We start from the raw sequence: 23,689 nt of genomic DNA on the forward strand, positions 1-23,689 counted from the left end.
GCCGTCAAGGCTTGAGGACGACCTTCTCGCAGTTGTCCTGCTTGTTCTTGAACATCTCGAAGCCCCGATCCGCTTCGTCGAGCGGCAGGGTGTGCGTGATGATCCGGGTCGGGTCGATCTCGCCGCGTTCGATGCGTTGCAGCAGCGGCTTCATGTAGCGCTGGACGTGGCATTGGCCGGTGCGCAGGGTCAGCGACCGGTTCATCCAGGCGCCGGCGGGGAACTTGTCCATCAGGCCGCCGTACACGCCGATCACCGAGACCACGCCGCCGCTGCGGCACGACAGGATCGCCTGGCGCAGCGCGTGCGGGCGTTCGGTCTCCGACCGTACGGCCTGCTTGACCCGGTCGTACGCGGCGATGTGCGCGCTGCCGTGGGTGGCTTCCATGCCGACGGCGTCGATGCACTTGTCCGGTCCGCGCCCCCCGGTCAGTTCGAGCAGCGTCGACCGGACGTCGACCTCGTCGAAGTTCACCGGTGTGTGGCCGGCCTGTTCGGCCATCCGCAGCCGGTACGGCTCCTTGTCGATGGCGATGACCTTCGCGGCGCCGAGCACCCGGGCGCTGTCCATGGCGAACTGACCGACGGGGCCGGCACCCCACACCGCCACCACGTCGGAGGGCTGGATGTCGCACATCTCGGCGCCCATGTAGCCGGTGGGCAGGATGTCGGACAGGAACAGCACCTGCTCGTCGCTCAGCTCCGACTCGATCTTCAGCGGGCCGACGTCGGCGAACGGCACTCGCGCGTACTGCGCCTGACCGCCCGCAAAACCGCCGGCCAGATGGGAGTAGCCGAAGATTCCGGCGACCGGGTGGCCGAACATCTTCTCCGCGATCCCGGCGTTGGGGTTGGTGTTCTCGCAGCAGGAGTACAACTCGGCGGCGCAGGCCGCGCAGGCGCCGCAGGCGATCGGAAACGGCACGACAACCCGGTCGCCGACCCGCAGCTTGTCCGCGGGCACCCCGGATCCGACCTCGATCACCTCGCCCATGAACTCGTGGCCCAGGACGTCGCCGTCCTGCATCGTGGGGACGTACCCGTCGACCAGGTGCAGGTCCGAGCCGCAGATCGCGGTCGAGGTGATCCGTACGATCGCGTCGCGCTTGTTCAGGATCTTCGGGTCCGGCACGTCGCGGACCTCGGCCTTGTTACGTCCGGCCCAGGTGTTCGCCCTCATGCGTCCGCTCCCTTCTCCAACTCGGCGTCCGACAGCGGTTGCGCCGGGCGCTGCGGGAACTCCTTGCGGGCCCGCTTGCCCCACGGAGCGCCGTCGGAGCGGACCACCTCACCGGTCTCCAGGACCTGCTTGAGCCGGCGCAAGTCGTCGTCGAGCTGCTGATGCGGTTCCTCGCCGAAGTACTTGGCGACCGCTTTGCCAACCGCGCCGCCCGGGATCTCGTACACGAGGACGACATGCACTTCGGTGCTCACCCCGTCCGGGGCGGGCACGAACTCGACCGTACCGGCGTTCGGCACGGCGGCATTTCCGGTCGAGCGCCACCCGAGCTTCTCGCCCGGCGTCTCTTCGGTGATCTCCGCGTCCCACTCGACGTCGGCGCCGAACGGGGCGGCGGCGGACCAGTGACTCGTACGGCCGCCGGTGGCGCGTACCTGCTCGAGGTGCGCCATGAACGTCGGAAGGTTCTCCAGATCACGCCAGAACGCGTACACCTCCGCCGCGGGTCTGCGGATGGTTGTCGCGGCCGTCAGTTCCATGGATCCTCCTTTCCGTGCTCTGCGTGGGCCCCGCACCGCCCGTGCACCGCGATCCGGGGCGCGTCTGATCCGAACCCGGCTACCCGCCACGATTCGCCTGAAACCGCCCGTCGGCGTTGCGGGGCTGGGCTCGACGGAGTCAAGTCGACTCATGGAGGCAAGCCAATCCGGGCACGACCAGCCGGGAACAGCTCAGTCCGGCGAGGAGGATCGATGAGGCTGACCACCTACCTGCGCCACCCTTGGACGACCGTGCTTGCCCGGTGGGGCCGGATCCCCGGAATCCGTACGGCCAAGGTGACGCTCGCCGCCGTGCTGGCCTACGTCGCCGCCGATCTGCTGAACACCACCGCGTCGCCGATCCTGGCCCCGCTGACCGCCATTCTGGTGGTGCAGCTGACCGTGTACCAGACGGTCGCCGAAGGACTGCAGCGCGTCCTGAGCGTGCTCGCCGGCGTCCTGGTCGCGGTCGGTCTCGCCGCCGTCGCCGGGCTGAGCTGGTGGAGCCTCGGCGTCGTGGTGGGCGTGAGCCTCGTACTCGGGCAGATCCTCCGCCTGGGCCCGCACACCCTGGAGGTGCCGATCAGCGCGATGCTCGTCCTTGCCGTCGGCGGCGCCGCGGCGCCACAGGCGGCGGCCGGCCGGGTCTACGAGACGCTCATCGGCGCGGCGATCGGCATCGCGGTGAATTTCGCGATCGTGCCTCCGGTCCACGTAGAATCCGCCGGATCGGCGGTCGCCGGCCTGGCCACCCGCCTCGGGGATTTCTTACGACCGCTGGCCACGCAACTGCGCGCCGGCTGGTCGCGTCAGGACGCGCAGGACTGGCTCACGGCGGCCCGCGGCCTGAGCGCATCGGTGCTGCAGGCCGACCACTCGCTGGTGCGGGCCGAGCAGAGCGCCGTGCTCAACCCGCGCGGCGCCGAGGTGCGGGTGGCGCAACCACGCTTGCGCACGGCCCTCACCGCTATCGAATACTGCACCATCGTCGTCCGCACTCTGTGCCGGGAGATTTTCGACCGTACGTTCTATCTGCCGCCGGAACTGGAGGCCGAGGCCTATTCCCCCGCCGCCCGCCTGGCTCTCGCCGATGTGCTGGACGTCGCCGCCGCGGCCTTGGACGGCGTGGCCACCGTCGCGGCGGGCGGTGAGCCGGTGGACGTCACCCGTGCCCGCGTGGCCGAGCTACTGAACGAGCTGAACCAGCGGCGTGAGGTGCTGGGCCGGCTGCTGCTGGTCGACCCGCACGCCGATGCCGCGGCCTGGCAGCAACACGGCGCGCTGCTCACCGCAGTGGACCGGCTGCGGGTCGAGATCGAGGCGGCGGTACGTCCAGCCGCCCAGCCGTGGCGCCCGCCGTCGCTGACAAAGGGGCCACGCCGCGCGGCGCGTCGCGTCGTCGGCGCCGCCGAGCAGACCCTGCCGCTGGTCTCCCGGCGTTCCCGGCAGGTGGTCCGGCGGATGATGAACGTCGCCGCGGAGGCCGCGACGGATGCGGCGGCGCACCTGGCCAATCCCGATCCCCGGGCTCCACGTTTCCCCCGCCACAGTGCGACGACGAGCCCTTCGGTCGAGCAGGCGGCCGCCGATGCCGCCGCGGCCGCCCTCCGGGCCGCCGCCGACTCGCTGGCCGAGGAGGACGCGGCGCAGCCCTTGCCGAGGCCGGGCAGCACCGAGCCGAAACCCGGGCAGAATCGACCCGGCTGACGGCGGCGGGATCTGCTCATAGCGAACGTCCACCGGCGTGTGCTGTCGCTGCTGATGCGGCGGCGGTGACCCGGTTGCGGCCCGCATGCTTCGACCGGTACAGCGCCTCGTCCGCCCGGGCGACGAGTTGCTCCGGGATCTCCCGGCCGTCCCACAGCGCGACACCGGCCGAGAAGCTCTGGCCGTTCGGCGTGACCGCCCGCATCCGGTCGAGGACGGCGATCGCCGTCTCCAGGGACTGCCCGACCAGCACTACCCCGAACTCCTCGCCGCCGTAGCGAGCCAGCAGATCCGCGGTACGCAGCTGGTCGCGCCAGGCGGCCGCGGCCTCCTTGAGCAGCCGGTCGCCGGCCGGGTGGCCGTGGGTGTCGTTGAACCGCTTGAAGTGGTCGATGTCGATCAGCGCGACGGCGACCGGCTCGCCGCTGCGGACCGACTTGGCCATCTCCCGGCTGAGCTCGAGGTCCCAGGCACGGCGATTCGGCACCCCGGTGAGCGCGTCGTTGTGGGCCAGCGCGCGCAGCTGGGCCGCCTGGTCCTGGACGCGCGAGATCAGGCCGGCCATCCGTGCGAGCACCAGAAGGAAGAGCACGACCGAGCTGATCGCGATCGCCGGCCAGTCGATGGTGGCCGGAGTGGTGAGACCCTGCACAGTCAGGACGAGGGGGGCCAGCAGTGAAGCGACCGCCAGCAACGTGAGGCGACCCGTGGTGAACCGTTCCGTCCGGTCCGGCGCGATCTCCGACAGCGCCCGCATCGACGGATGCAGGGCCGCGGCGCCGAACAGCACGTACATGCCGAGCCAGCCGACGTCGAGGATGCCGTCGCTGTAGGTGGTGAACAGGTTGACCACCGCGTAGCCGATGTCGCTGACCAGCTCGGCGACGAGCCCCGCGATCACCAGGCGGTAGCTGACGGTGCGAGCTCCCGGCGTGGTGCTCAACCGCACCACCATGATCAACAACAACAGGTCTCCCGCCGGGTACGCGAGCGAGGCCAGCCGCTCGAGCACGCTGAGGGACTCGTCGACGGCGATCGGCCGCATCAGGAACGACCAGCACAACAGCGACAGGCTGGTGGAGACGATGGCCGCGTCGAGCAGTCCGGCCCGGTCGCGGCCGGAGATACGACCCTTGATCAGCTGGAACGCCCCGATCGCCAGCATCGGATAAGCCGGCAGGTAGAGCCCGTCGGCCGGGGCCGGGAAGGTCTGCCAGTCCCAGACGAAGAACTGCACCTGATAGACGACGTCACCGGCCGCCCACAGGGCCAGCCCCGCGGCGAACCAATACCACGGTCCGGTCCGGCGGGGCCGGTTGCGGCGAACCCCGACCACGATGGCAACCGCCGAGGCGAACCCGATGACGTTGTAGAGCCCCCAAGCCCAGGGATTGTCCGACGGAAGAGCCAGATAGACGGCACCGAGAAAGCCACCGGACAGAAGCCACCACTGCCACAACGGCCGCCCACGAAGAAGCATCACGCCGCTGCCATCGACAGCCGAGACATCGGCTTGAGGCTACGTGCGCATGGTGTGGGTCACACGGCTCCCGGTAGAGCTCGCCGAACGCACCTGCACCAGGCTGTCTCGTCGCCGGCCGGGAGGACCGGTCGGGTTGATAAAAGAATCACTGGTCGGAGAGTAGCCGGGCAGTCACTATGGGTGACGTGATTCAAGAGCAACGACGCCACTCCCCAGCCTGGTGGGCACAGTTTCCTGACAAGTCCGAACGATTCGATGCCGCCTTCCTGACCGAAGGGCTCGGAGATCTGATCACCGCGAGGATCTCCTCGCCGCTGCTGCGCCGCGAGGCCGAGCTCGGACTGGAGATCATGGTCCGGCACTTGAAGAAGCCCACCAGTGACGAGCTCGCCGGACGCGCCCGCACAGGCGTCGAACGGCTTTCCGTCACGGTGGATCGACTGCAGGAGCGGTCCGGTGACGCCTTCGCACTGGCCGAAGCGCACGCCCTGGTCCACCTGCTGAACGGCCGGTTCGGCGAGGCAGCCTGCGCGGCCGAGGAATTCGCTCCGGCACAAGCCATCCTGCGGGTATTCATCGGGGCCCTGCGGATCGAACGGTTCGACACCGACATGGCGGTGAAGATGCTCGCCGTCGGACATGAACCCGCGGCCGCTCTGCGCTCCGGCATGATCGTCGGCAAGTACAGCTGGTGGCCGTCCTGGCTACTCAAGATCATAATTGAGCAGGCGATGGCCGGCGTTCTCGACGACGCCATCGTGGCCGCCCTGGACACCTGCGCGTACGCCGAGCTCAGCCCGGCTCAGGCCCGCATCGCACGTCGCCTGCTGGCCGGTGAGGCGGACCTGATCGACATCTCCGCGGCCCGCCTGGAGAGCCTCGGCGAGGCCGGCGCGGCGGAGAAACTCCGCCAGGGCGACCTGACCACGGTCGCCCTCGCGGCTCGCCTGGTCCTCACGTAGCACCCATGTGGTGTGTCCGACTCGCTCAAGCACTCGGGCCCAGGCGCCGACCAGGCGGGCACCGAGGCTCGGGTCAAGGCCTCAGCGGCGGAACGCCTCGGAGAATTCGACGCGGTGGCCGGCCGGGTCAGCATCGAGAACGCCGCCACGTACCTCGGAAAGCAATTACTCCGCTTCTCATCCAGTCCCGGACGCGATCTAAGCTGCGGGCGTGACCGACAGTGGAACCGGCGGTATGGGCTTGAGCGACGTGTTGATCCAGGTGGAGAAGGCGGCGCCGGTTGATGCCGTGGCGGCGGTGACCCGCCGGGTCGGGGCACACCTCGGCGCGCTGTGGGTGTCTTTCCTGGTCGCTGATATGAGTGGCCGGGCGCTGGTACGGCTGTCGTACGACCCGATCGGCGCGGTCTCCGAAGGACGTCAGCAGGACCGGGACGTGGCGATGATGCTGCCTTTCGACGGCGGGCCACAGGAGCAGGCCCTGCGGACACAGAACGTGCTGATCGAGGAGTCCGACGGCGTCTTCGTGGTGCGAGCGCCGGTGACGCAACGAGGCGAAACCATCGGGCTGCTGGAGGTGGCCCTGCCGACGGCGCCGCCGCAGGCAGCCGTGCATGCCGTGTCCCAGGCGGCGCACACTCTGGCGTTCGTCATCATCGCCAACCGCCGGCACACCGATCTGTTCGAATGGGGCCAGCGCACCACTCCGTTCACCCTTGCTGCCGAGATCCAACGACGGCTGCTGCCCCCGGCCTTCACCTGCGAAGCCGATTCCTTCACCCTGGCCGCCTGGCTGGAACCGGCCGCCAACATCGGCGGCGACACGTTCGACTACAGCCTGGCCCGCGATCTGCTGCATCTGAGCATCACCGACGCCGTCGGCCACGGCGTGCAGAGTGCGCTGACCGCGACCCTGTGCGTCGGTAGCCTGCGCAACACCCGCCGCCGCGGCGGAACCCTGCTCGACCAGGCCGAGGCCGCGAACGACGCCCTGCTCGACAACGCGCCGAACGGTTCCACCTTCGCCACCGGCCTGCTCGGCCGCCTCGATCTCAACACCGGAATCCTCGCCGTCGTCAACGCCGGACATCCCGTCCCGTTGCTGATCCGGGACGCGATCGCCCGGCCCGTGGCCTTACCCGCCAACCGGCCGTTCGGGGTGTTACGTCATCGGGCCTATCGGGAGTGCGAGATCGTGCTCCGGCCCGGTGACCGGTTGGTGCTGGTCACGGACGGCATGCTGGAACGCGGCGCGGCCGAGATCGATCTGCCGGCGCGGCTGCGGGACCTGAGTGGACTGCACGCCCGTGAAGTCGTACGCGTGCTCAGCGATCTCGTCCTCGAGGTGTCCGGCCCCGTCCTGCCCGATGACGCCTGTCTGCTGGTGCTCGACTGGCACGGCCGCCACGGCGACACCCGCGACACCGACGCCGGCGCCGACTCGCACCGCGCCAGCACACCGATCACCCAGTAGGCGTCCGCGCTTACGGCCATCGTTGGACGGCGAGGACGGTGATGTCGTCGGTCGGCAGCCCGGGCCCCACTTCGGACATGACGTCCGTGCACACCGTTTCCGGGTCTCCGGCGCGCACGTGGCTGGTAAGCGAAGCGATGCCGGTGTCGAGGGTCTGGCCACGGCGTTCGACCAGGCCATCGGTGTAGAGCAACAGCAGCGCACCGGGTGGCAGGTCTACGAGTATGGTGTTCCTGGATCACTCAGGCGCTGCCGCTGCTTCGGTGAGCGCCGCGAGCACGCAGGCGACGGCCGGCGGGTCGGGCGGGTTGCCGTACGTCGCGGCGTTGATCCGGCGGCGGCACCCGGGGATCTCGGTGGCGTGCACGTCCGGCCGATGATGGGCCCGGAGCGCGAGGCCGGGCTGGGTCGCCACGCCGATGCCGGCGGCGACGAGGGACTGCACGACGACGATGTCGTCGCTGTGCGCGGTGATCCGCGGAGTGAAGCCCTCGTGCCGGCACGCCGCGCGTAGCTCTGCCTCGCACCGGTCACACCCGCCGATCCAGGCGGAGGCACGGTGGTTCGTGAGCCGGTCGCCGGGCTGCCGGCTGAGCAGGTTGAGGGAGTCGTCGCCGATGTGCAGCAGGCGGACGCCCTCCTCCTCGACGGGCGCGTCGGCGTATTCGAACACGAGCGCGACATCAACCTCGCCGTGCCGCAGCATCTGCAACGCCTCGACCGGGTGCCGCTCAGTCGGACTCAGCTCGATTCCCGGGTACGCCTCGGCGAGTGCGGCGGCAGCCGCCGGCACGATCGTGCTCAACGTCGACGCGTTGGCGGCCAGCCGGACGTGCCCCGCATGCAGGCCGACCTGCGCGGCGAGCTCGTTGGTCGCGGCGTCCACCCGGCCCACGATCTCGGCGGCCCGGTGGGCCAGCAGCCGCCCCTCCGGCGTCAGCCGGATCCCGCGGCCGACCCGCTGGATGAGCTTGGCGCCGGTAGCGGCCTCCAGCCGGGCCAGGTGGTGACTCACCGATGGCTGGGAGTAGTGCAGCTCCCGAGCGGCCTCGGTCACCGACCCGTGCCGGGCCACGGCGGCCAGCACCTTGAGGTGAACGAGGTTCAGCACTGATCGAAGATAGCAATGCGTTCAGTGCCGTTTTGGCATTGGACGTCGTGCCGCGACCGTCCGATGCTGACGCAATGACGACACGAACGAACAAGGTGACCTGTGATCTGACGATCTCGCTCGACGGTTACGCGGCCGGGCACAACCAGAGCGAAGAGCGCCCGTTCGGCGACGACGGCGGGGACGGCTGGGGCAGCGAGCTGCACGCGTGGTACGAGAACAAGGAAGAGAACAAGGCCGAGATCGCCCGGATGGCCGAGACCAAGGCGTTCATCATGGGCCGCAACATGTTCGGCCCCGTGCGCGGCGAGTGGGACCGGCCGTGGACCGGCTGGTGGGGCGACAATCCGCCGTACCACGGCCCGGTCTTCGTGCTCACCCACCACCCGCGCGACCCCCAGCCGATGGAAGGCGGCACCACGTTCCACTTCGTGACCGACGGCATCGAGTCGGCGTTCCGGCAGGCCCGCGCGGCGGTGGGCGATGACGGCGCCATTTCGATCCACGGGGGTGCGACCACCGTCAACCAATACCTCGCGGCCGGTCTGATCACCGAGATGCGACTGCATCACGTGCCGCTCACGCTCGGCGCCGGCACACGGTTGTTCGACGGCGTGCCGCCGATGAAGCTCGAACAGGTGTCGTCCCGGGCGGCGACCGGAGTGACGCATGCGACCTACCGCGTGTTGTCCTCAAGTTAGACGCGGAACTGGCCGACCAGCTTCTGCAGCCCGTTGCTGAGCCGGGACAGCTCCTGCGTCTCGTGCTGGATGTCGATGACGCCGTTGGTCGTGGTCTGCGCGCCCGACGAGATGGTGGCGATGTTCGCCGCGATGTCGGCCGAGCTCGTCGTCGAATGGCTGATGTGGCCGCTGATCTCCTCGGTGATGGCGGTCTGATCCCGGACGGCGGCGCTGATGGTGGACTGGAAGCCGGCCAGCCGACCGACTGTCTCGACGATCTCGCCGATCGCCTCGGCCGCCATCGTGGTGTCGTGCTGAATGACCCGCACCTTCGCGGTGATGTCGCCGGTGGCGGCCTCGGCCTGCTGGGCCAGCTCCTTCACCTCACCAGCCACCACCGCGAACCCTTTACCGGACTCGCCGACCCGGGAGGCCTCGATGGTGGCGTTGAGAGCGAGCAGGTTGGTCTGCTCGGCGATCGCGCTGATGGCCTTGACGACGTCGCCGATCTGCTGGCTCGAGGTGGTCAACCGGCCGATCACCTCCTGGGTCGCCCGGGCCGCCAGCATGCTCTGCTCGCAGACGCGGCCCGCCTCACCGGCGGTGCCCATGATGGTCTGCAGCGACCCGCCCATCGAGGAGGTGTTGGCCGCGACCGTACGGACATCGGCCGCGACCTCGTCCGCGGCCAGCACGACCTCGCCGGACTGCCGGGATGTCGCCTTGGCGTCCACCATGATCTGAATCGCGGTGGTGGTGAGCTGCTCGCTGGCGTGCGCGACCGTGGTGGCCGAGTCACGGATCTCCCGTACGGTCGCGGCGATCTTGTCGACGAACACGTTGAACGACCGGCTGACGTCGGTGAACTGGTCGTGCCCGGTGGTCTCCAGCCGCCGCGTCAGGTCGCCCTCGCCCTCGGCGATGTCCGCGAGGCGGTCCTGCAGCGCGCTCAGCGGCCGGATGATCGACAGGGCCAGCAGGATCGCGAGCACCACCGAGATGATCAGCGTCAGGCTGCCTACCAGGGTGGCGACGCGACTGGTCCGGCTGGCCGTGTCCTCCGCCCGCTGGTGCGCCACGGCCTCCTGCTGCCGTGCGGCGGCGAGCAACCCGTCGACGCCGCCGGCGATCACGGCGTACAGGTCGAGCCCGGGACCGGCCACCATGTCGTTGGCCTGGTCGATCCGCGCGGGAAGGCCCGTCCGGTAGCCGGCGATCACCTTGTCGTCCAGCTCCTGGAACTCCTGGAACGCGGTCCGGATCGTCGCGATGTCCGCCCGCTCGGCGGCGGTCACCGACACCGCCGCCGTGTCGTCCAGCTCCTTGATGAAGCTGTCCATCGCGGCGAGGAAGGCGGCCCGTTCGGGCGCCGTGTCGGCAGTGGCGTCCGGTGCCCCGCGGACGATGTTGAAGGCGTAGCCGGCCTGCCACCCGCTCACGTCGGTGACGCGAAACTTGAGTTGCTGGGCGGCGTCGACCCGAGCCTGTGACTGGGCCAGCGCCGCGGCCGTGGCGCGGGTGCTGGTCGACGACCACCCGGCGGCGACCCACATGGCAACCACGCACAGGGCCAGGAGGAGGAAACCCGCGACCAGGCGCGTGGTCACGCGCAATCGCCGAAGTAGTCTCACGTCGATCCTCCGCACCGATCGTATCCAGGCGCGCCGCGGCAGGACCGGCAAACAGCGAACCGCCCAGTTATTCCTGGAGGTGGACCGACTCGGTGGTCCGGCCGGGGCGAATGGCGAACGGGATTCCGGAAACCGTGTAGTCGCCGAAGAATCCTCGCACCACGACCGTGCCGTCGGGGCCGGTTCGCATCTCGGTCGGTGGCAGCCACCACTCCCCCTTGATGAGGCGCTCCAGCGCGTCGTACGACGGCTTGCGGGTGCCGTCCGCGCGGACCAGCCCGACCGGGGCCCCCAGCCAGGCGCCGTCGTCGGTCAGACCCCAGTAGTTGATCGACGCTACGGCGGGGTGTGCCATCAGCGACCGGTAGTGCCGCACGATCTCGTCGGCTTGGCGGGCCTCACCCTCGGGAGTCGTCGGCCAATCCGGGATCTGGTAGTCGTTGAGGTCCTCGATCTCGGGTGGCATGAGGTGCCCGGAGACCAGGGTGCTCTCGGTCAGGTGCAACGGCAGGCCGTAGCGGGCGAACCGGTCGAGCATCCCCCGCATGTGCTCCTCGCCGCGGTACCCCTTGTGCATGTGGGTCTGCAGTCCGATCGCGTCGATCCGGATCCCGGCCTCGAGCACCCCCTCGATCAGGCATTCGTACGCCGAACTGAGGTCGAAGTCGTTGAGCACCAAACTGACCGCGGGATTGGCCGCGCGGGCTTCCTCGAACGCCATCCGCACCATGGCGATGCGGCCCCGGGCCCGGGCGAGCCGGGTGATCGCGTTGTCCCCGTTCGCGAACACCGGCATGATCACGGCCTCGTTGATCGCGTCCCAGAGGTCGATCACACCGGCGAATCCGCCGGCGAGGTCGCGGATCCGGTTGCGCTGCAACCGTTCGACCTCGTCGATGTCGAGATCGAGCAGCCACGCGGGCTGCACCGTGTGCCAGACGAGCGGATGGCCCTTGACGGTGACGCCACGGCCGGCGAGCCAGTGGGCGGTCCTGGTCAGGCGTTCGACGTCGGTCGTACCCGGACTCGGTTCGTACGGCCCCCAGTAGAACGGCAGGGTCGCAGTGTTGAACAGGTTGAGCCACAGGTCGCCCAGCCGGTCCAGGTCGAGCTCCGTCGCGCCGCCGAAGACGGGACCGGCTGCCTCGGGCGGTGGGCCGCCGACGAGCCGGACGAAGTCGAAGCCGATGTTGCCGAACGGGAACGCGTGCCGTTGCTGGGACACGGTGACGACCCGGTCGGCGAGCGGCCGCCTGTCCGCTCCCAGCACGGTGACGGTGACCTCGCCCCTGCGGTGCCGCAGGCTGTCGTCATCCACTGTGGTGCTCCTCCGAGACGGTGACGTGGCAGTGCCGGTCACGTGTGTGGTCGAGTACGAGGGTCGGTCCGGTCAGGGTGCGGTATGCGGTGAGACGGATGTCCACACTCGACGCGCCGAGCGGTGATCCTGCCGCCGGCCGCGTTGCAGGTGCCGTTCGCGATCTTGCTCACCCGCATCGCGGCCTGTCGGCCGGCGCCATCAAATGATCTACGAAGGGTGACCACCGTGCCACCTATTCAGGTAAGACTGGTACGCCGGAAGATCTGAGCACCGAGGAGAAGCACCATGTTGCACCAGGACTCCGCTCGTCTGAGCGTGCTGTACCTCGGCGGAACCGGAACGATCAGCGCATCCTGCGTACGCCTGTCGGTCGAGACCGGCATGCGGGTCACAGTGGTCAATCGCGGCCGCAACGCTCAGGACCGCGGCCTGCCCGACGAGGTCGAGACGCTGATCGCCGACGTCGCCGACGATGCCGCGCTGGCCGCCGCGATCGGCGATCGCACCTTCGACGCCGTGGTCAATTTCCTGTCTTACCACCCCGACGACGCGCGCCGGATGGTAGCCCTCTTCGCCCACCGGGCCAAGCAGTACATACACATCAGCTCCGGCTCGATCTACGCGAAGCCGGTACGGCAGACACCGATCACCGAGTCGACGCCGACTGCCCCCAACCCCCACCTCGAGTACGCCACCGCCAAGTGGCGCACCGAGCAGGTGCTGCAGGACGCGCACGTGACGCAGGGCTTTCCGCTCACCGTGGTCCGGCCGTCACACACCTACGACGACGCCAACCCGCCGCTGCCGGGCGGCTGGACGACGGTCGACCGGATAGCGCGCGGTGAGGAGATCCCGGTGCACGGCGACGGCACCTCGCTGTGGACCCTCACGCACGCCGAGGACTTCGCGCAGGGCCTGGTCGGCCTGCTCGGCAACCCCCGCGCGATCGGCGAGACGTTCAACATCACCGGCTCCGACGTCTACACCTGGGACCAGATCTACACGATCGTCGCCGAGGCGCTGGGCGTGGCGCCCCGGCTGGTCCACGTCGCCTCCGAGATGTACCCGCTGGTGGCCCCCGGGTGGTTCTGGTCCGGCGAGATGGTCGGCGACATCGGGCACAGCGCGGTGTTCGACACCACGAAGATCCGTACCTTCGTGCCCGGCTTCCTCCCCCGGCTGACCTTCCACCGCGCGGCGTCCCGGATGGTCGAGTGGCGAAGGGACCACCCCGGCACCACGAAGCCCGACGCCGGCACCGAGGCGGTACTCGCCCGGATCGTCGACGCCTACCACGCCGCCCGGGAGATCTTCGTCGCTCGGGGGGTCGTATGACCGTCCGGCCCCTCGGCGCCACCGGGCTCACCGTGACCGCGCTCTGCGTGGGCACGAGCCCGCTGGCGAACATGCCGCAGCTCTACGGGTACGAGGTGAGCGAGGAACGCGCGGTCGCCACGATCGAGGCGGTGCTGGACAACCCGGCCGTCAACTTCCTCGACACCTCCAACGGGTACGGCGAGGACGGTTCGGCCGAGCGGCGCGTCGGGACCGCCCTGCGCGGTCGCGGCGGGCTGCCCGCCGGCGTCGTGCTGGCCACCAAGGTCGACCCGGATCCGCGGACCGGCGAGTTCTCCGGCCGGCGGGTCCGGGCGTCGCTCGAGGAGAGCCTGCAACGTCTCGGCCTCGACCGGATCCAGCTGCTGCACCTGCACGACCCCGAACGGATCAGTTTCGCCGAGGCCACCGCGGCCGACGGGCCGGTCGAAGCGCTCGCCGACCTGAAACGACAGGGACTCGTGGCGCATCTCGGCGTGGCCGGCGGCCCGGTCGCCCTGATGCAGCAGTACCTGGACACCGGCGTGTTCGAGGTGGTGCTCACGCACAACCGGTACACGTTGCTCGACCGGTCGGCCGAGCCGCTGTTCCGGGCAGCGCACGACAGCGGCATCGGCGTCCTCAATGCGGCGCCGTACGGCGGGGGAATGCTCGCCAAGGGGCCGGCCGCACAGACGAAATACGCCTACGGCGAGCGCGAGGACGCGATCGCCGCCGCGGCCGCCGCGATGGCCGCGGCAGCGGCCAGGTTCGGGATACCGCTGGCCGCGGCCGCGTTGCAATTCTCGCTGCGCGCGCCGTTCATCGGCTCAACGGTCGTCGGAGTCTCGTCACCGGAGCGGGTACAGCAGACACTCGACCTCGCCGGCACGCCGATCCCCGACGAGCTCTGGGCCGAACTGGAGACGCTCGTCCCCGCCCCGGACCGGTGGCTCGATCCGCCATCATACTGACTCGATCCGCCATCACACTGAGAGGAACTCGCTTCATGCAGGCGAGCCGGAGCTGGTCGCCGTTCGTCCGGTGCAGCACCAACAGTCACCTTGGACGCCCGCGGTGAGGTCCGGCTGAGCGTGCCACGACGAGCTGCAGCGGGCCAAGCGACGCGCCTCTTTGATACCCCTGGGGGGTAGAGGTATAGTCCTTGTGCGCGGCGCTGAAGCGCACCACGGCACGACAGACGAGGAGACCGCCCGCCATGGCGACCGAGAGCTACACCGTGACCGGCATGACCTGCGCGCACTGCGTCAACTCGGTCAGCACCGAGATCAGGCGGATCCCGGGCGTCACCGACGTACAGGTCGACCTGAGCTCGGGCTCGGTTACCGTGACCAGCGACCAGCCCGTCGACGGGAACGCCATCGCCGGCGCCGTCGACGAGGCCGGCTACGAGCTGGCGAGGTAACCGTGAACACTCCAGCGCGACTGGGCGCCTTCGGCCTGGGACTGGCGGTCGTCTTCACCGCCGCCCTGGGCCTTGGCCGCGCCGTCGGCCCGGAACCGGCGCCCGCCGCCACCCACGCCCAACACAGCGACACCGACGGCGAGGCCCCGAACCAGCAGACACTGCCCGCCGGACTGCAGGTCAGCGAGGACGGCTACCGGCTGCTACCGCTGACGGAGCGGCTGTCCACCGGCAGCCCGCGAACGTTCCAGTTCAAGGTGCTCGGGCCCGGGAACACACCGGTGACCGCCTACACCACCAGCCATGACAAGGATCTGCACCTCATCGTGGTGCGCCGCGACCTGTCCGGTTTCCAGCACCTTCATCCGAGCCTGTCGGCCGACGGCACCTGGTCGGTCCCGCTCGCCGTGGCGGCTCCCGGTCAGTACCGCGTCTTCGCCGACTTCCAGCCGGCCGGACGCCCGGACGGGCTCACCCTGGGAGCGGACGTACCCGCACCGGGCGACTACCAGCCCCGGCCACTACCGCCCGCCGGAAACACCTCGACGGTGGACGGCTACACCGTCACCCTGACCGGCGCGCTACAGCCCGGCGCCTCATCCCGACTGACCCTGTCGGTGAGCAAGGACGGCAAGCCCGTCACCGATCTGCAGCCCTATCTCGGCGCCTACGGGCACCTCGTCGCGCTGCGCGAGGGCGACCTGGCCTACCTGCACGTGCACCCCGACGGAATCCCGGGTGACGGGCGTACCCCGGCCGGGCCCGGCATCACGTTCCACGCTGACGTGCCCTCGGCCGGCGCCTACCGGCTGTACCTGGACTTCCAGCACGCCGGCAAGGTACGCACCGCCGAGTTCACCGCGGTCGCCGGTCCGGCCGTACCGGACACCGACGTCACGTCCCCACCGACACCCGCACCGGCGCCCAGCTCGTCCGAGCACGGCGCCGACGGCCACACCCACGAGTAAGGAGGAGCGTCCATGGCGACAGCCCGGCCGCTGCAGCAGGCGCCGAACCGGATCGAATTGTCGATCGGCGGCATGACCTGCGCCTCCTGCGCCTCGCGGATCGAGAAGAAGCTCAACCGGATGGACGGCGTCACCGCCACGGTCAACTACGCCACCGAGAAGGCCTCGGTCGCGTACGCCGGCGACGTCACGCCCGACGACCTGGTCGCCACGGTCGAGAAGACCGGCTACACCGCCGTCCTGCCACCACCGCCCGCGGCCGCCGACGCGCCCGCCGAGGAATCCGAGCCTGCCGACGGGCTGCGCGCCCTGCGAACCCGGCTGTTCACCGCGATCGCGCTCAGCGTCCCCGTCATCGTTCTCGCGATGGTTCCCGCCTGGCAGTTCACCTACTGGCAATGGCTGTCGCTCACGCTGGCCGCGCCGGTCGTCGTCTACGGCGGCCTCCCCTTCCACAAGGCGGCCTGGACCAACCTGCGGCACGGCGCCGCCACCATGGACACCCTGGTGTCGCTGGGTACCCTGGCGGCGTTCGGCTGGTCGCTGTGGGCCCTGTTCTTCGGCACGGCCGGGAGGCCGGGCATGACGCACCCGTTCACCTTCGACATCTCCCGTACCGACGGCTCCGGCGCCATCTACCTGGAGGCGGCGGCCGGTGTGACCGCGTTCATACTGGCCGGACGCTACTTCGAGGCCCGCTCCAAGCGCCGCGCCGGCGCCGCCCTGCGCGCCCTGCTCGAGCTCGGCGCCAAGGACGTCACCGTGCTGCGCGACGACGCCGAACAGCGCATCCCGGTCGCCGATCTAGCGGTCGACGACCGGTTCGTGGTCCGGCCGGGCGAGAAGATCGCCACCGACGGCGTCGTCGAGGACGGCGCGTCCGCTGTCGACGCCGGCATGCTCACCGGCGAATCCGTGCCGGTCGAGGTCGGCCCCGGCGACACCGTGGCCGGCGCGACCGTCAACGTCGGCGGGCGGCTGGTCGTGCGGGCCACCCGGATCGGCGCCGACACGCAGCTCGCGCAGATGGCGACGCTGGTCGAGCAGGCACAGACCGGCAAGGCCGCCGCCCAGCGTCTCGCCGACCGGATCTCCGGCGTCTTCGTGCCGATCGTCCTCGGCCTCGCCGTCGCCACACTGGGCTGGTGGGTGGGCACCGGCAGCGGTTGGACGGCCGCGTTCACCGCCGCCGTGGCCGTGCTCATCATCGCCTGCCCGTGTGCGCTCGGCCTGGCCACGCCGACCGCGCTGCTGGTCGGCACGGGTCGTGGCGCCCAGCTCGGCATCCTCATCAAGGGACCCGAGGTGCTCGAGTCCACCCGTACGGTCGACACCATCGTGCTCGACAAGACCGGCACCGTCACCACCGGCCGGATGACCCTGATCGACGCGACCCCGGCCGCCGAGCAGGACCGCGAGGAGCTGCTGCGACTGGCGGCCGCCGTCGAGGCCGCCTCGGAGCACCCGATCGCGCAGGCCATCGCCCGCGCCGGCGCCGAGAAGTCGCCGCTGCCGCCGGTCAGCGGCTTCGCCAACCTGGAAGGCCTGGGCGTCACCGGCACCGTCGGCGGCCACACGGTACTGGTCGGCAGGCCACAACTGCTCCGCGAGCGCGGGTACGCCGTACCCGCCGAGGTCGAGCAGGCCGTGATCACCGCGCAGCAGGCCGGGCGAACCGCTGTCGTCGCCGGCTGGGACGGCACGGCACGCGGCGTCCTCGCCGTGGCCGACGCGGTCAAGCCCACCAGCCGCGAGGCGGTGACCGGCCTCCGTCGGCTCGGCCTCACTCCGATCATGCTCACCGGCGACAACGAGACCGTCGCCCGGGCGGTGGCCGCCGAGGCCGGCATCGACGAGGTGATCGCCGAGGTGCTGCCCGCCGACAAGGTCGACGTGGTCAAGCGGCTGCAGGCCGAGGGCAAGGTCGTCGCCGCCGCCGGGGACGGCGTCAACGACGCCGCCATGCTGGCTCAGGCCGACCTCGGGCTGGCCATGGGCACCGGCACCGACGCCGCCATCGAGGCGTCCGACCTCACTCTGGTCCGCGGGGATCTGCTCGCCGCGGTCGACGCGATCCGGCTGTCCCGGCGCACGCTGCGGATCATCAAGAGCAATCTCTTCTGGGCCTTCGCCTACAACGTCGCCGCGCTGCCGCTGGCCGCGGCCGGTCTGCTCAACCCGATGATCGCCGGCGCGGCGATGGCGTTCTCCTCGGTCTTCGTCGTCGGCAACAGCCTCCGACTGCGCCGCTTCACCGGCACGACGGCCCGGCCTTCGTCCCGGGCGACGCGGTAGCCACCGACCCGTGCCGGCCCGCCGACCTGCCGGCGGCGGATGCTGTGCTGACAGCATCGGCCCTCGGCCGGCCTGATCCCGCGACCTGCCGGCACGGGCCGATCAGACGGCGCTCACCCCGCGGAACCCGAGGGTCCGTGCGACTGCCGAGTCGGGACGGCGGTGGCGGCGACCATGCCGGCGCTGTCGATGGCTGAGGCGATCGTGCGGGCGATTGCTTCGGCCGCGGCTTCGGCTCCCCCGCTTTCCTGCTCGATCTTCATGGCGCGGGCGATCACGGAGGCGGTCCAGGGGATCCCGGGGCCGAACTGCGGAAGCGTCCCGCTTCCCGACAGCAGAGCCGCGAGGGCGGCCAGTCGCGGTTGCGATTCCACACCGTCGACAAGCACGGACCGTACGCCGGAAAGCAGCCCGTCCCGGCGTCCGGTTCCGCCGTCCTCCAGAACCTCCACCGGGACCAGCCCGAGCACTGTGCGGCTGGAGCGGCGGATGTCCCCGCGTTCGACGAGCCGGTCGAGCAGCGCGCCGCGCAAGGCCGGCCCGATCGCGGCGACAGCAGCCTGGAGCCCCTTGGGCCCGGCCGCGAGGTAATCCCAGGCCGACCGCAGAATGTCGTCCGCCGGCGGACGATGCGCGACGGCTTCCACCCTGGTCGACCCGCCCCCGCCAGGCAGGATTCGCACCTGCTGGCCGAGCCCGAGATCAGCGAGCACCGCCCCCGCAAGGACGTCGGAAAGTGTGCTCTCACCGACGACGACTCCCATGTCCCGCGCCGGCGATTCCGGCTGGAACAGAAGCAGCAGGAGATCTTCAGCCAGGATCGCCGGCCCGAGCGCGGGTTCGTGGGTTCGCTCAGCCACCGTGCCCCCTCTCACATCGACGCGGTGGGCCGCTCAAGGGTGGGATCTACGTTCCGGCTATTGAAGACCGTGTTCCCGGCACAGAGTCAAGTAGGTCGGCCGCTGAGATCGCCTCGCTGCGGTCAGCGATCACTCCGGTCCGCGGGAGCACGGCCGAACTTGACCGTGTGGTGGGCACAGGATGTCGACTGCGGGTCGAACACTTGACTGCGAAGCGAGAAGGAGCCGACGTGGCCTGGAGCACCCGAGAGCTCGCGGAACTCGCCGGCACCACGGTGAACACCATCCGGCACTACCACCGGCTCGGCCTGCTCGAGGAGCCGGAGCGCCGGCAGAACGGATACAAGCAGTACGGCGCACGGGATCTCGTCAATCTTCTCCGCATCCGGCGACTCGTGGAGGTGGGCGTCTCGCTGTCCCGGATCGGCGTGGTCGGCTCAGGCGGGGCCCTCGCCCCGGAGGTGCTGCGCGAAGTCGATGCCGGCCTGGCGGCACAGGCCGAGCGCCTGCGCAGAGCCCGCTCCGAAATCGCGGCCATTCTGCGCGACGGCGTGCCGGCCGACGCGGATGGCCCCCAGGTCACCGACGCCTCGGGCGGCACCGCGCTCTGAGCCCGCCCGCCCGGAGGTCAATCGGTGCCGGCGTCGTCCTCGTCCGGCTCGGCCAAGCGCCGTTGCTCTTGCGCGAGGAGGCTGGCCCGGGTGAGCACGTCGATCTGTGCGGTGTTGTAGAGCGAGACCACGGCGTCGGTGAAGGTCTGCATGCTGACGTTCTTGCTCTTGGACAGGCGACCAGCCGGATCGTTCAGCCACGGGTAGTCGTTGAGGTTCTGGGCGATGATCGGCGCGAGCCGCTCGGCCACGTCCTGCCGGGTGGCCTCGTCCGCGTCCGGCGGCAGGGCGTCCAGTTCCGCGTTGACCGGGTCGGTGTCGTTCTCCGCCATGCGCTTCAGGTCTTTCATGGCGTCTTCGTCGTACAGCCGGGTGTAGACGTGGATGAGCGAGGTGTCGGCCTCGGACAGGCGCGACGCGACCGACTCGAAACCCGCCGGGGTGTCGGCCGGTGCGCCGTCGCGCAACAGGACGGCGATGTCGGCCCGGGCCGCGTGCAGGCGTTCCATCTCGGCGGCGAGCTGGGCGTCGACCTGGCGCAACACTTCCGGCGGGACATCGCCGTTCGACCTGGCCACACCGATCTCGGACAGCGGCACCCCGAGCTCCACCAGACGCCGGATACGCAGGAGGCAGACCAGATGCGGTACGCCGTACTGCTTGTATCCGTTGTGCCGGCGCTCCGGCTCCTCGAGCAGACCGACCCGGTGGTAGTGCCGGATCGTGTTGACTGTGGTGCCGGCCAGCTCGGCGAGCTCCTGGGTGCTCCAGGCCACGTCAGCCCCTTTCCGGATCACACCAGGCACGTGCCGGGCGGTCCTTACCGGGGAAGCTAGCACATCAATTCCGGTGGGTACGAAGGCCGAAACGGGTTCACAACCTGGCTCCTCGCTGGTGGGGTCCGGGAGCAGACAGTCCCTACCAGGCTCGTTCGGCTGCCGTGACCTCGTTGTCGGCGATCGCGGTGAGGAGATCGGCGTGATCCGCATGGGTTTGCCCGGCGTAGTCGCGGGCGTAGCGCAAAATGCCGGCCCGGAAGGCGTTGCCCTTGCCGAGGTAGCCGGCGATGGCTGCGGGTTCGCCGCTGCGGGCATGCGATTTCGCCAACGCGTGACCGCAGGCGGCGGCGAACTGGGGCAGATATCCCGCGATCTGCCGGCCGCTGGGAATGATCTTCATGTCGCGGTATTGGCGTACGTAGTAGTCGTAGCCGTCGACGCGCATGTGGCCGAGGAAGATGTCGCTGGCCGACTGCATGAGTCGCTGGCCGACGATGACGCGTTCGCCGTGGTTCACGAACTCGCTGGGGCCCAGGAACTCCTCGTACACCGATGCCGTCGCCTGCTTGGCCTGCGAGAAGACCGGCTGCCGGCCGCTGTCGCCTTCCAGCAGGTGCAGCCAGACACGCATGCCGACGCTGCCTACGCCGACGATCTGCCGTACGGAGTCGACTCGCTTGAATCGATGGACGAGCCGGCGCAGGTGGGGTGAGACCGAGGCCAGGTAGGTGTCGTAGACCTGCTCGTAGGCTCGGACCCGCTGCTCGAGGCTCAATCCTTCGTCGATGCGTTTCATCGGGTCCAGGGAAATGTGGCGCCGCCCACCCTCTTCGGAAACGAGTTGCCGTGCCACCCCGTGATGCGTCCGCTTTCTCGACTGCTTCTCGATCGCACGGAAGGCGGCCTCGGCGAATTCCGAAGTCAGACCTCGCAACGGCACGTCCGAGGTGATCCGGTCGTACCAGACATCCAGCTCGCCCATCTCGGCGTACCTTCGCATCGCCGTGCGATACGTATCCACCGCGGCAGTGGCAGCCTCCTCGGCGCATGTGCCGCCGAGCTGCTCCGAGTCCGCGAGCACATAGATGCTCGTCGCAAGGCGCTTGAGGTCCCACTCGAACGGCCCCGGCAGGGTTTCGTCGAAATCGCGGGCGTCGAAGAGCAGCTGTCGCTCCGGCGAGGCCCAGAGCCCGAAATTGAGAATGTGCGCGTCGCCGCACATCTGAACCGTCAAACCCGAGTGCGGCGCCGCCGCGAGATCAGCGGCCATCACGGCGGCCGCGCCGCGCAGGTAGGTCCACGGCGAGGACGCCATCCGGGCATACCGCAACGGCAGAAGCGCGGGATCGCGTACGGCTTCCTGCGCCCGCAGCCGCTCGAGAGCACTCAGGTGACGGACGCTGGGATCCCACAGCGTCGCGGCTCGTCGCGGGGCACGCTTACGCGCACGGCGCCCGTCGCGGTAGTCGGCGGTCATGGTCTCTGCTGCACGAACACGTACGACTGATGCGCTCGTCATGCGTCAGCCTTTCCTGGGTCTGTTGCGCGAAGGTCCGCAGGAGCGGTGGGCCCGATTCAGCGGGGCTCGGCCGGACAGGCGACGTCGTGTCGCGGACGGTGCCCGGTGGTCAGGAAGGTGGTCACCGTGTTGTTGGCGCACATGTTCCTGGCGAACAACAGGTAAGCGCCGTGGCCACCCTGATCGGCCGTGACCATCCGCGCCCGGGCGCCGAAGGCGTTCCTGAGCTCGCGGGCGCCGACCAGCGGGGTCCCGGGGTCGCGAAGGTTCTGGACCATAAGCACGTTCGACGGCCCTCGGCCACCGATGCGCACCGGCCGCTCGATCGGGGACGGCCAGAACGCGCACGGACCGATATTGGCCGCGGCGGCACCGATCAACGGGTACTTGACCCGGTTGACCTCGACGGCTCGCTGGTAATCGCGCACGGAACTCGGCCACTTCGAGTCGGCGCAGATGACATGTAGGCGGCTGGAGATGACGTTGTCGACATTCGCCGGTGGCGGCTCGGGAGGCATCGGCTGGTTCGTGTCGAGCGCCTTCCACATCGCGGCCAGGGTGGGCATGCTCGCGTCGCTGTAGAGGTGGTCGAATGTGATCCCCCGGAACAACGAACCGTCCAAGCCCCGCATCGGTGACTTCTCCAGCCGCGCGGCGAGGTCGAAGAACTTCGCGCGCACCTGCTTCGGGGTCGTGCCCAGCCCGTACTGGGGATTGGCGGCGGCGAACTTCGCGAAGTCCGGGAACCGGTCCTCCAGGCCGGGACCGAACCTCCGCATGGCGGTGACGTCGTAACCACCGGGGCCGAGGTTGCTGTCGAGCACGAACCGGTCACTGCGCTTCGGGAACATCGTCGTGTAGACCGCACCGAGGTAGGTACCGTACGACGTGCCGAGGTAAGAGATCTTCGGCTCGCCCAGCGCTTCGCGGATGCGGTCCATGTCCCTTGCGGTGTTCGCGGTGGTGATGTGGGGCAGCAGCGCGGCCGTCTCCGATGTTGCACACTGCCGGGCGATCGCCTTCGCGATCTTGGCGTCCTTCCGTACGCCGGCCGCGTCAGCCGGGTACCAGAGGTTGCGCCGCGCTATCTGCTCCGGTGTCAGGTCACAGGACACCGGCGAGCTGTGGCCCACACCACGGGGGTCGAATCCGATCACGTCGTACTGGTCCTGGACGCTGCGCGGCAGTGGCTGCGGCGACAGATCGCCGGCGAGCAGGCCCGGGTAGATCAGTCCCCCGGCGCCGGGACCGCCCGGGTTGGTCACCAGCACTCCCCGGCGCTGCGACGGGTCCTTGCTCGGCAGGCGGGAGACCGCCACGTCGAGCTGCCGCCCCTGCGGCTTCCGATAGTCCAGGGGAACCTGGACCGTCGTGCATTCCAGTCCGGGCAGCGCGCTGTCGGCGGGGCACGGACCCCACTTCAACCCGCTGTGCGCCGTCGCTCGGGAAGCTCCCAGGACCGACACCACCGACATCGCCGCAACCGCGGAAACGAGCATGACTGACAAGGTTCTTCGCATCTGACTCCCCCACAAAAAGGTCTGTGGGATCCAGTGGAAGCCCTGTTCTCACAACATGGTCAAGGGTGTCCAGACGGTCGACGGGGAACGTGATCTGGAAGGGCTGATGCGCTCCCTGACGCGATGAGGTCGCAGAGCGATGTTCGTCGCGTCCCCTGGACCCCCATCCAGGGGACGCGACCGCGGTGGTGCCCCCCCCCCCCGGGGGGGGGGGGGGGGGGGGGGCGCCGGCCGGCCCCCCCCCGGGGGGGGGGGGGGCCCCCGCCCGGGGGGGGGGGGGCCCCACCCCCCCCGGGGGGGCCCCCC

At 69.9% G+C, this 23,689-nt stretch carries 21 protein-coding genes; 10 read left to right on the forward strand and 11 right to left on the reverse strand.

The window, feature by feature from the left end:
- Positions 1 to 4: 4 nt before the first annotated feature.
- Positions 5 to 1,180, reverse strand: a complete 1,176-nt coding sequence (locus LXN57_RS11240; RefSeq protein ID WP_251797984.1) for a zinc-dependent alcohol dehydrogenase — start codon at positions 1,178 to 1,180, stop codon at positions 5 to 7.
- Complete coding sequence (locus LXN57_RS11245) at positions 1,177 to 1,719, reverse strand: SRPBCC family protein (RefSeq protein WP_251797985.1); 543 nt, start codon at positions 1,717 to 1,719, stop codon at positions 1,177 to 1,179. Before LXN57_RS11245 ends, LXN57_RS11240 begins: the two co-directional genes overlap by 4 nt.
- 213 nt (positions 1,720 to 1,932) lie before the next feature.
- Here LXN57_RS11245 and LXN57_RS11250 point away from each other — a divergent pair, with 213 nt between their 5' ends.
- The gene (locus LXN57_RS11250; RefSeq protein WP_251797986.1) at positions 1,933 to 3,426 is read left to right on the forward strand and encodes an FUSC family protein; all 1,494 of its coding nucleotides are present in this window, start codon (positions 1,933 to 1,935) and stop codon (positions 3,424 to 3,426) included.
- 16 nt (positions 3,427 to 3,442) lie between these two features.
- Here LXN57_RS11250 and LXN57_RS11255 read toward each other — a convergent pair whose 3' ends face one another.
- Complete coding sequence (locus tag LXN57_RS11255) at positions 3,443 to 4,906, reverse strand: GGDEF domain-containing protein (protein ID WP_251797987.1); 1,464 nt, start codon at positions 4,904 to 4,906, stop codon at positions 3,443 to 3,445.
- Positions 4,907 to 5,085: 179 nt separating this feature from the next.
- On the opposite strand from LXN57_RS11255, the gene LXN57_RS11260 reads away from it, so the two are divergent.
- Together LXN57_RS11260 and LXN57_RS11265 are read left to right on the forward strand one after the other, a co-directional pair.
- On the forward strand, positions 5,086 to 5,871 hold the full coding sequence (locus LXN57_RS11260; RefSeq protein ID WP_251797988.1) for a hypothetical protein: 786 nt from the start codon (positions 5,086 to 5,088) through the stop codon (positions 5,869 to 5,871).
- A gap of 211 nt (positions 5,872 to 6,082) precedes the next feature.
- Entirely contained in the window at positions 6,083 to 7,345 is a 1,263-nt protein-coding gene (locus LXN57_RS11265; protein WP_251797989.1) for a PP2C family protein-serine/threonine phosphatase, read from the forward strand.
- Between the two features lie 10 nt (positions 7,346 to 7,355).
- Here the strand turns inward: LXN57_RS11265 and LXN57_RS11270 are convergent, their stop codons facing one another.
- Together LXN57_RS11270 and LXN57_RS11275 are read right to left on the reverse strand one after the other, a co-directional pair.
- Positions 7,356 to 7,571, reverse strand: coding sequence for a SpoIIE family protein phosphatase (locus LXN57_RS11270; RefSeq protein ID WP_308206610.1), 216 nt, complete (start codon positions 7,569 to 7,571; stop codon positions 7,356 to 7,358).
- A gap of 12 nt (positions 7,572 to 7,583) precedes the next feature.
- Positions 7,584 to 8,456 carry a LysR family transcriptional regulator gene (locus tag LXN57_RS11275; RefSeq protein ID WP_251797991.1) on the reverse strand — a complete coding sequence of 291 codons (873 nt, stop codon included), beginning with the start codon at positions 8,454 to 8,456 and terminating at the stop codon, positions 7,584 to 7,586.
- Between the two features lie 74 nt (positions 8,457 to 8,530).
- Here LXN57_RS11275 and LXN57_RS11280 point away from each other — a divergent pair, with 74 nt between their 5' ends.
- A complete protein-coding gene (locus tag LXN57_RS11280) occupies positions 8,531 to 9,157 on the forward strand; it encodes a dihydrofolate reductase family protein (RefSeq protein WP_251797992.1) in 627 nt (208 codons plus the stop codon).
- Here the strand turns inward: LXN57_RS11280 and LXN57_RS11285 are convergent.
- The gene (locus LXN57_RS11285) at positions 9,154 to 10,746 is read right to left on the reverse strand and encodes a methyl-accepting chemotaxis protein (RefSeq protein WP_251797993.1); all 1,593 of its coding nucleotides are present in this window, start codon (positions 10,744 to 10,746) and stop codon (positions 9,154 to 9,156) included. The genes LXN57_RS11280 and LXN57_RS11285 overlap by 4 nt on opposite strands.
- Positions 10,747 to 10,837: 91 nt before the next feature.
- The gene (locus LXN57_RS11290; protein ID WP_251797994.1) at positions 10,838 to 12,088 is read right to left on the reverse strand and encodes an endo-1,4-beta-xylanase; all 1,251 of its coding nucleotides are present in this window, start codon (positions 12,086 to 12,088) and stop codon (positions 10,838 to 10,840) included.
- Between the two features lie 288 nt (positions 12,089 to 12,376).
- Here LXN57_RS11290 and LXN57_RS11295 point away from each other — a divergent pair, with 288 nt between their 5' ends.
- The 5 genes from LXN57_RS11295 (at position 12,377) to LXN57_RS11315 (ending at position 18,094) form a co-directional block, all read left to right on the forward strand.
- Positions 12,377 to 13,426: an NAD-dependent epimerase/dehydratase family protein gene (locus LXN57_RS11295; RefSeq protein WP_251797995.1), complete on the forward strand. Its 1,050-nt coding sequence runs from the start codon at positions 12,377 to 12,379 to the stop codon at positions 13,424 to 13,426.
- Positions 13,423 to 14,379, forward strand: coding sequence for an aldo/keto reductase (locus tag LXN57_RS11300; RefSeq protein ID WP_251797996.1), 957 nt, complete (start codon positions 13,423 to 13,425; stop codon positions 14,377 to 14,379). Before LXN57_RS11295 ends, LXN57_RS11300 begins: the two co-directional genes overlap by 4 nt.
- Before the next feature lie 245 nt (positions 14,380 to 14,624).
- A complete protein-coding gene (locus LXN57_RS11305) occupies positions 14,625 to 14,831 on the forward strand; it encodes a heavy-metal-associated domain-containing protein (RefSeq protein ID WP_251797997.1) in 207 nt (68 codons plus the stop codon).
- A 2-nt stretch (positions 14,832 to 14,833) separates the two neighbouring features.
- On the forward strand, positions 14,834 to 15,799 hold the full coding sequence (locus LXN57_RS11310) for a DUF8832 domain-containing protein (RefSeq protein WP_251797998.1): 966 nt from the start codon (positions 14,834 to 14,836) through the stop codon (positions 15,797 to 15,799).
- 12 nt (positions 15,800 to 15,811) lie between these two features.
- The gene (locus tag LXN57_RS11315) at positions 15,812 to 18,094 is read left to right on the forward strand and encodes a heavy metal translocating P-type ATPase (RefSeq protein WP_251797999.1); all 2,283 of its coding nucleotides are present in this window, start codon (positions 15,812 to 15,814) and stop codon (positions 18,092 to 18,094) included.
- A gap of 113 nt (positions 18,095 to 18,207) precedes the next feature.
- Here LXN57_RS11315 and LXN57_RS11320 read toward each other — a convergent pair whose 3' ends face one another.
- Positions 18,208 to 18,954, reverse strand: coding sequence for a GOLPH3/VPS74 family protein (locus LXN57_RS11320; protein ID WP_251798000.1), 747 nt, complete (start codon positions 18,952 to 18,954; stop codon positions 18,208 to 18,210).
- A gap of 230 nt (positions 18,955 to 19,184) precedes the next feature.
- Between LXN57_RS11320 and LXN57_RS11325 the strand changes: the two genes are divergently transcribed.
- Positions 19,185 to 19,565 (forward strand): helix-turn-helix domain-containing protein, encoded by a 381-nt coding sequence (locus LXN57_RS11325; RefSeq protein ID WP_251798001.1) that lies wholly within the window; start codon positions 19,185 to 19,187, stop codon positions 19,563 to 19,565.
- Positions 19,566 to 19,582: 17 nt separating this feature from the next.
- Here LXN57_RS11325 and LXN57_RS11330 read toward each other — a convergent pair whose 3' ends face one another.
- The 3 genes from LXN57_RS11330 to LXN57_RS11340 all read right to left on the reverse strand — a co-directional run bounded on the left by LXN57_RS11330 (position 19,583) and on the right by LXN57_RS11340 (position 23,362).
- The gene (locus tag LXN57_RS11330) at positions 19,583 to 20,341 is read right to left on the reverse strand and encodes a helix-turn-helix domain-containing protein (RefSeq protein ID WP_251798002.1); all 759 of its coding nucleotides are present in this window, start codon (positions 20,339 to 20,341) and stop codon (positions 19,583 to 19,585) included.
- Positions 20,342 to 20,483: 142 nt separating this feature from the next.
- Positions 20,484 to 21,821 carry a DUF2252 domain-containing protein gene (locus tag LXN57_RS11335; protein WP_251798003.1) on the reverse strand — a complete coding sequence of 446 codons (1,338 nt, stop codon included), beginning with the start codon at positions 21,819 to 21,821 and terminating at the stop codon, positions 20,484 to 20,486.
- A gap of 98 nt (positions 21,822 to 21,919) precedes the next feature.
- A complete protein-coding gene (locus tag LXN57_RS11340; RefSeq protein ID WP_251798004.1) occupies positions 21,920 to 23,362 on the reverse strand; it encodes an alpha/beta hydrolase in 1,443 nt (480 codons plus the stop codon).
- Between the last annotated feature and the right edge of the window lie 327 nt (positions 23,363 to 23,689).

Source organism: Paractinoplanes hotanensis, from assembly GCF_023717965.1.
GTDB lineage: Bacteria > Actinomycetota > Actinomycetes > Mycobacteriales > Micromonosporaceae > Actinoplanes > Actinoplanes polyasparticus.